The organism is Paraburkholderia sp. (assembly GCF_026225065.1).
Taxonomy (GTDB): domain Bacteria; phylum Pseudomonadota; class Gammaproteobacteria; order Burkholderiales; family Burkholderiaceae; genus Paraburkholderia.
The window spans coordinates 1-7,826 of record NZ_JAMFSB010000058.1; the positions used below are offsets into that span (position 1 = coordinate 1).

Below are 7,826 nucleotides of genomic sequence, written 5' to 3' on the forward strand. Positions count from 1 at the left end.
GGCAGCGTCAGCCCGCGTTCGAGATGCGACGAGCCGCTGTTCATCACCGGCCGCAGCAGCGAGCCGAGCGCCAGCATCGCGCCGCGCAGCCGCACCGGATGGCCGCTTGCCAGCAGCATCTGTTCAAGGCCGGCGAGGGTCTGGTGTTCGACGAAATCGTTGAACGTGCCATCGTGCGGATTGTCCGGGCCACCGCCCACTTCGATCGGCACCTGCGTTTCGCCCAGCGCCTGCAACGCGCCCGCGGGCTCGTTTGGGCTCAACAGCGGCCGCATCTGCGCCGCCACCCGCGACCACAGCCGCGCAAACGCGAGCGGGCTGCGGGCGAGAAATGTCAGCGGCTTTTCGACTTCGAGCGCGGTCGCGGCAAGAAACGGAAAGCGTCGCGACGACTGGTCGTGGCTCGCCATCATATGTCCGGCGATCGCCAGCTTGCTGCGCGAGCCGAGGAAGGCGAAATGCAACGGCTTGGCGCCTTCGTAGACGATCTTCCAGCGCGGATCGTCGGTGAGCAGCTCCATCGCTTCGGCAATCCAGCGGTCCAGCGTTTGCAGCAACTGCGGGTTATGCGCGCTCTTGACGAAGTCGCCGCGCGACGGAATCTTGCCGAAGTAGGCGATTTGCGCCTGTACGGTTTGCGTCATTGCGCACCCCCTGTATTCGAGTTCGCAGTCACAGCGGCATTCGGATTCGCTTGCAGAGCGGCGGAGCCGTTCGCCGAGGCCGGCGCGGGCGAACTGCCGCCCGCTGGCAGGCCAGACGGACCGGCCGCTCCGGAGGCGCCGGTCTGCGTGGCGTTGACCGAATTCGCCGCCGCACTCACATCCGCCACCGACGACGGCAGATGCAGGCCGCGCAGGCTTTGCTGTTGGGGCGCGTCGCCACTGCCGGTCGACGGCTGCGAGGTGCTGATGATGCGCATGCTCACCGCCACGGTCACGTTGCCCTGCGTCCACGACAGATCGAAGGTGCCGTCCGGCTGGCGCTTGCGCTGCGCCGAGTTGATCAGCTTCTCGAGACCGTAGCGTCCCGGCTCGTTGACGAACTGGATCGTGCGGCCGTCGAAGGTGGTCGCGGACAGCGTCGCCCCCGGCGAGCCGGACGGATTCGGCCAGACGAAGTTGGTCCATTGCGGCGGCGTGTTGCGATAGCGCAGTTGCTGGCCGTCGATCGCCAAGGTGTATTCCGTCGTGCCGGTGCTCGGTTGCGGCAGGATCTGGAACACGGTCTGCGGGCCGGACGCGCCACTGCCTTGAGCCGCGCCGCTCGCAGCGCCGCCGGAGAGTGGGGCGACCCAGCGCGCGAAGCCGCTCGTGAAGTCGGGTGTCAGCGCGAGACCCATGTCTCCCCATGTGCGGGCGGTGAGGGTGTCGCCGCGGCGTACGGCGAGCGGGCCAAGCGTCGTGCCGACAAACTTCGCGATCGAACCGTCCGGGCCGAACATCTGGGCGATTTCATCGGCGCCGGCTTCCACCTTGGCGTCGCCTGCAAACGGATACTTGTTCGCGAGCGAACTCTGGAACGGCTGATACACCTGCGCATTCCACACCTTGTTCACTTCGACGCTAGCCGGCTGGATCACCACCGCGAACGCCTGCATCAGCGGACGCACCAGCAGCGGACGCAGCGACCTGCGTTGCGAATCGGTCAGGCCCGTCAGCATCTGCTCGTCGACATACTTCAGCGAGTCAGCCAACTCCGAGCCGTTGCCGTCGAGCGTCTGCTGCATCAGCTGACGCGCGCCGGGTCCCGGATCGCCCTGGTTCTTGATCACGTTAAAGCGTGTGCGGACCTTGGACAGCGTGTCCATATAGCCCTGCAGCATCGAGCCGTTGTCCTGCTTGACCACGATCCGGCCGAGTGCCGAGAACTCCTGGCCAATCGGGCCCATCGGCAGTTCGACCGGGTTACCGTTGATGTCGATGTTCGCGTTGATCTGACCCACCGACGACGACGTCCCGCGGTTAAACAGCTGCTTGAACCAGCTCGTGACGCCAGTCTGCGCGCCTTTCACGCCGGTGCTAAAGAGCGACGGGTTGTCCCACGAAGTCTGGTCGTAAGCGGTTTCGAGCACCTTGCGGATCGGCGAGTCCTGCGGGTCGCCCAGTCGGTTCATCGCATCCACGGCCTGGTTGAAGGTGCCGAAGTTCTGCACCGCGATGCCCTGCATGAACTTCTCCCAGTGCATTGCGTACTCGGTCTTGTACATCGTCACCAGCGCTTTCTGGATCTGCTCCGGGCTGCCTTCGAGCGTCAGGTCGTCATGCGCCGACGTGTTGAGCACCCAGTCCTTCGCCTGCAGTTCCTTGGTCGCGGCATCGCGAATCGCCGGCTGCACGTACTGGAACCATGCATCACGCGTGAACGTGCCGGGGATTGCATAGCTGCCGGCAATCAGGCCGGTGTTGTTGTCGCCGACAATGCGGGCGATCGTCATCGGCGCGAAGCGGGTTGAGGCGCGTGCCTTGATTTCTTCGTACACGCGCTGGCGGGCCGGCATGCCGCGCACCACACGGCGCAGGTTCTCACGGGTCTGGTCGACGAGCGAAAGATTCTGGTCGATCATCGGCCAGTCGTCGTCCGAGACGCGTGACAGGTAGAAGGTGATCATGCGTTCGGCGCTGCGAATCATCTCGTCGCGCGGCATGTTGCCCCGGTTGGTTTCGAGCCAGCCGCGCCAGAAACGCGCCACCTGATCGGTCAGGTGGGCCGTTTCGACGTGGCGTTTGTCGCCGAGCATCAGGTAGGTCTTGAGCGCGTTGTAGGCGTCTTCCACATTGGTGGGGGAGGCGTCGCTATACAGACCGCCCTGGCTCGTCGTCACCATCGCGGAGGCGTGCGACGACACGGGCACCGCACCGGAGTCCGGCGTGCGCGTCATCGGCGAGAGCTGCTCCGGATGCGTGTTGACGTCTTTCAGGAAGCCTTCGAGATTCTGCGCCACCGGGTTCAGCATGATCTGCCGCACGCCGTTGTAGTACTCGGTCAACAGATGCTGCTCGAGACGGTCGCCCTGATAGAGGCCGAGCGAAACTTCGAGCGGCCGGTCGCGGCGGAACTGTTCGAGCTGATCGATGCGGTCCTCGAGAATATCCATGGCCTCGAGGCGCGATTGCAGGTCGTTGCGGTTCTGCTGCAGACGCACCACGTTGTCGAGGTCAGCCTGCACATTTGAGGCGAGTTGCTGGTTGTTGACGGTCGACCACGTCCACCCGCCCAGCGCCAGCGCGAGCACGGCGACGAAGGCAAAGAACGTCCCATAACGCATACGCGTCTTGGCGGGGCTGGCAAACTGCTTGACCGTTTGGCGGTCGGCAAAAATGACCTTGGAGAACAGGTCGCGCAGGAAGAAGCCGTTCTTCGAAAACGCGCTGGTCGGCTTGGGGATGCTGCCTGAATCGAGCCCGAAGCGGGTCGCGATACGCTGTGCCGCGGCGCTGTTGGTTTCGCCTTCCTGCAGCGCGCTCGTGAAGTAGAAGCCGCGAAAAATCGGCTTGTACTGGAACGGGTTGGTTTCGAACAGCGTGGCGAGGAACGAGCGCAACGCGGGCTTGATCGTGGAGAATTCGAGCGGGAAGCTCAGTTGCCCCGGCGAGAGTTTGTTGCCGCGACTAATCGACATCTGTGCGACGCTGATCTCTTTGAGACCGTCGTACAGCTCTTCGAAGCGCTCGTCGAACTGGGCCACGACATCGCGCTTCTCGTCGGGCTCGTAGGGCAGCGTTGCGCCCCACACGCGGTCGTACTCGTGGCGCTCGCTGCCGCTAAAGAATTCGGTGAAGCCCGTGATCAGGTCGGTCTTCGTGAACATCACGTACACCGGTGCGAACACCTCGAGTTTCTCGGTCAGTTCCTGCACGCGCTGGCGCAGGTTTTTTGCCAGATTGATGGCGAATTCCGGGCGGCTGCTGGTCAGCTCGGCAATGCTTGCCGTCACGATGATGCCGTTGATTGGCGCCTTCGGACGATGGCGCTTCAGCAGGCCCAGGAAACCCAGCCATTCCGTGCGGTCTTCCTCATGCACCGAATAGCGGCCCGCCGTATCGAGCAGAATGCCTTCGGTCGTGAAGAACCAGTCGCAGTTCCGCGTGCCGCCAATGCCGTGGATGACGGCGCTGTTTTTGTCGGCGAACGGGAACTGCAAGCCCGAGTTCAGCACGGCGCTGCTTTTGCCGGCCGCCGGATTGCCGATCACGATGTACCACGGCAACTCATAGAGCGCGGCGCCGCCCGAAACCTGGCCGATCTTCGAGGTCTTGATGGTTTTCACTGCATCCACGAGGCGCGTGCGCAGCGCGTCGAGTTCGGCCTGGCGCGCTGGCGTCGTCGCCGGGCCGCCTTCGGTCTGCTTCTCGGCCTGCTGCTCCAGCATGTCGCCGAGCTTGCGGTTGGCGCGCCGCGCCGCGAGCCGGCGCCACAGCCACACCACGAACAACAGGGCCAGCACCGCGCCGAACGCGACGGCGGGCCAGAGCGGATCGATCTGGAAGGTGTCGGCGGCGATGAACAGCACGGCGGCGAGTGCGAGCAACCCGATGATCGAGAGCGTGCGAGAGTGGGTCAGCACTTTGAAGATGCGTTGCATAGGCCGGTCAGGTCTGGATGTTATGGGTAGCGTGCGGTAGGACGATCAGCGGCGCGCATTGGCGGGCGTCGGCTAGTGTGGTGGCGATGCGTGCTGCATGAGGGGAGGTGCGGCGCCGGTTTGCGACCTGCCGGACACGGTAATCACCGTGTCACGTGGATCGGTCTTTTCGCCGAGAAGAATAAATGAACGCCCCATGCCCAACCCCATTATTTGCCGCCTGATGCCACTTAATGCCGCCCGAGTACGAAGCCGGGTTTGTGATATTCGACGTGCCCCAGATCCATCATTTTCCACCGGCCTCCCCATACCAGACCGCATTGTTCGGCGGTCTGTCCGTATAACTGATAGCCTCGCATGGCCCAGGGATCTTTTTCTGAAATGACAAGCTTGCCGTCACGTAAAAATGCATTGTCCGCGGCTAGCCCGTATTGGTGATAGCTCTGATACGCGGCGGCATTGGTAACGTTTCCCCCAATTTGTGCCAGGCGGTTTTGCCGCTCCGGGCTGCGATAGCCTTCCAGTAAAGCCATTTCATAACCGTATTGCTCATGCATAATTTTGTAGACGAGCAATAAACGGGTTCTAAAGTCGGCATCGAGCAAATTCCAGTCGCGGCTGGCATCCTGTAGTGCTGGGCGAATCTGCTGCACTTCCTGTGTTGCAAAAACCTCTGGCGGCAATGCTGGTGGCGGGACGAGCTGCTCGCCGTTAAGGAGCGCGGCAATTTTCTCGTCGGGGACGCGTACGGTGTCGTCATACTGAAATAATTGACGACCACGCAGTGCGATCGCGACCAATGGCGGCGTCGCAAGAATACCTGCGGTCGTTAAAATCAGCAAGCGTCGCTTCACCAGTAAGTTTTGCATATCGACCGCAGTCGATTGCGAAAATTTTGCCGAGCGAGTTAATTGGCCGCGCGCCCGTGCTGCGCTATAAGATGCATTGCGCATAAATCGGCCTTGTAAATTGCGCACAATGTTAAATATTGAAGATCGCACTGTCGGCAATAGCAGCATGGCTGCGATCAGCACCGCGATGGTGAAATAAGCGACGAGAACGACGGCAATCAATGGAATCCCCGGAAATTTGGAAACAATTGTATTTTGTAATGCTTGCTCTTAGAATCAGGCCTGCTCGAAGTCGAGCCGAAACGGTATTATCACGGCGAAATAAACCAGGATTCAATGAGACAGTGAATGAGTGCGCCGGACAGCTCGAATTCCAAAGCCCCGCCTAGCCTGCTTGCCGACACGGCAAAAGGCTCGCAAGCCAATGGTTCGCGGATTCTCGCGAACCTCGAAGGCCGCGTTGAACCACCCACGGACAAGCCGCGCCGCTCCAAAGCGCCTGCCGTGCTGGTGGCGTTGCTCGTCGTCGCAGCAGGCGGTTGGGGCGCGTGGCACCTGCAGCAGGGTGGCCATGGCGACCATCCCCAGGTGGCTGCATCGTCAGCGCCTGCGGCTACCCAGACGGCCGCAGCGCCTGCCGGCGCCAGCATCGCCAGCACGGCCAGTGGCGCTCAGGTGAGCGCGAAGGCCGCGCCCGCGGAGTCGGCGTCGGCCTCGGCCTCGCAAGCGGCGACCATCGTCGCCGATGACAGCGATAGCAAGGATTCCAAACCTTCTGCAGATGCGGCAGCTTCAGCCGTCAGCGGCGTGGACGACAGTAACCGCCTGTCACGGGCGCTTGCGAATGGCGCGGAGGCGAGCGAACCATCGGCCCCGCCTGTTGAAGCCGCCAAGGGTGCGAAGCCGGTTGCGACAGCGGCAAATCACGCGCATCGCGAACGCGAAACGGTAGCGGCGCACACGAAGCACGAGCACGACGCGGCGAGTAATCGTCACGCGAGTGCGGTTGCGGTGGCGCAGGAGAAAAAAGACAAGCAGGACAAGCCGCATCCTGCCCACAACACCGCGGTAGCAAAGGACGATCCGGATGCCGATCTGCTGGCGGCGCTTGTTGCGCGTACCAAGCCGGCGGCCACGAAACCCGGCGTGAATGGCGCGACGACCAAGGTCAGCGCGTCGACCGGCGACCCGCAGCTTGCGGAGCGTGTGAAAGAGTGCGGCACGCGCGGCTTCTTCGAAGACCAACTGTGCCGCTGGCGCGTCTGCGACGGCCATTGGGGCAAGGATCCAGCCTGCCCTGGAACGGCGCCGGCGAAGCCGCAGCAGTAAGATCTCGCAGCGAAACTTCGCTGTAAAACCTGATGGATAGGACATGGCCCCAAGGCTCGACGCGAGCCTTGGGGCCATGTGCATTTTTCAGTGATGCACCCAGGTCCTCAAGCCGGATGCAATCCGCGCAACAGCTGTCGTACCCGCGACAGATCCTGATCAACGTGCTCAGCCTGCTCGAACAGCACAGCCAGCCAGTCGACGAAGGCCCGCACACGCGGTGAGACGCGCCGGCTCTTCACATAAGCCACTGAAACCGACATCGGCACCGGCTTCCATTGCGGCAGGACCTCGCGCAACCGCCCTGAATCGAGGTACGGCTGCGCCGCGATGCGGGCCGGCTGGATCAGCCCGAGCCCTTGCAGGCCACAGGCCAGGTAGGCCTGTTCGTCGTTGACCTTAACGAACCCATCCACCTTCACGTTCAGCGCGCTGTCGCCAACCTCGAAGTCGAAGTTCGCTGAGCGGCCGTTATGGCCCATGCAGTTGACGGCGACGTGATGCGCGAGATCGTCAAGATCGGTGGGCACGCCGTAACGCTCGAGGTAGTCGGGGCTCGCGCAGGTCACGTGTTCGAGCGTCCCCAGGCGCCGCGCCGCCAACCCGGAATCGGGCAACTCGCCGAGCTGGATGCTGCAATCCACCGCTTCGCCGACCAGATCGACTGGGCGATTGCTCACGCCAATCGCGAGATCGATGTTCGGATAGCGCTCGTGAAAATCGTCGAGCGCGGGCAACACCAGCGCAGTGGCCAACGCGCCTGGCATTTCGACACGCAGACGGCCACTTAGTTGATCGGTCGAATGACGCAGGCTCGCTTCCATTTCGTCGATGTCGGCGAGTATCTGCATGCAACGTTCGTAGTACGCAGCGCCTTCGGGGGTCAGGCTGAGCCGCCGCGTAGTCCGCACCAGCAGTGCGGTGCCGAGCAGCGCTTCGAGATTCTGAACCAGCGTTGTTGCCGTGGCGCGTGGCATATCGAGCGATTCCGCAGCACGCGTGAAACTATTGGTATCGACGATACGGATAAAAGTGCGCATCGCCTGAATACGGTCAATCAC

Annotated in this window: 5 protein-coding genes; 1 reads left to right on the plus strand and 4 read right to left on the minus strand. The window is 62.7% G+C overall.

Features of this window, described 5'->3' with window-relative positions; translation table 11 throughout:
• The 3 genes from tagF to M0954_RS04760 all read right to left on the minus strand — a co-directional run.
• Positions 1-644 (minus strand): type VI secretion system-associated protein TagF (gene tagF / locus M0954_RS04750; protein ID WP_297351893.1); only part of this gene is annotated, 644 nt, incomplete at its 3' end.
• Positions 641-4,585: a type VI secretion system membrane subunit TssM gene (gene tssM / locus M0954_RS04755; protein WP_297351895.1), complete on the minus strand. Its 3,945-nt coding sequence runs from the start codon at positions 4,583-4,585 to the stop codon at positions 641-643. The genes tssM and tagF, both read right to left, overlap by 4 nt.
• Positions 4,586-4,815: 230 nt before the next feature.
• Entirely contained in the window at positions 4,816-5,658 is an 843-nt protein-coding gene (locus M0954_RS04760; RefSeq protein WP_297351897.1) for a M15 family metallopeptidase, read from the minus strand.
• Between the two features lie 126 nt (positions 5,659-5,784).
• On the opposite strand from M0954_RS04760, the gene M0954_RS04765 reads away from it, so the two are divergent.
• Entirely contained in the window at positions 5,785-6,765 is a 981-nt protein-coding gene (locus tag M0954_RS04765) for a hypothetical protein (protein ID WP_297351899.1), read from the plus strand.
• A 107-nt stretch (positions 6,766-6,872) separates the two neighbouring features.
• Here M0954_RS04765 and M0954_RS04770 read toward each other — a convergent pair.
• Positions 6,873-7,826 (minus strand): LysR family transcriptional regulator (locus M0954_RS04770; protein WP_297351901.1); only part of this gene is annotated, 954 nt, incomplete at its 5' end.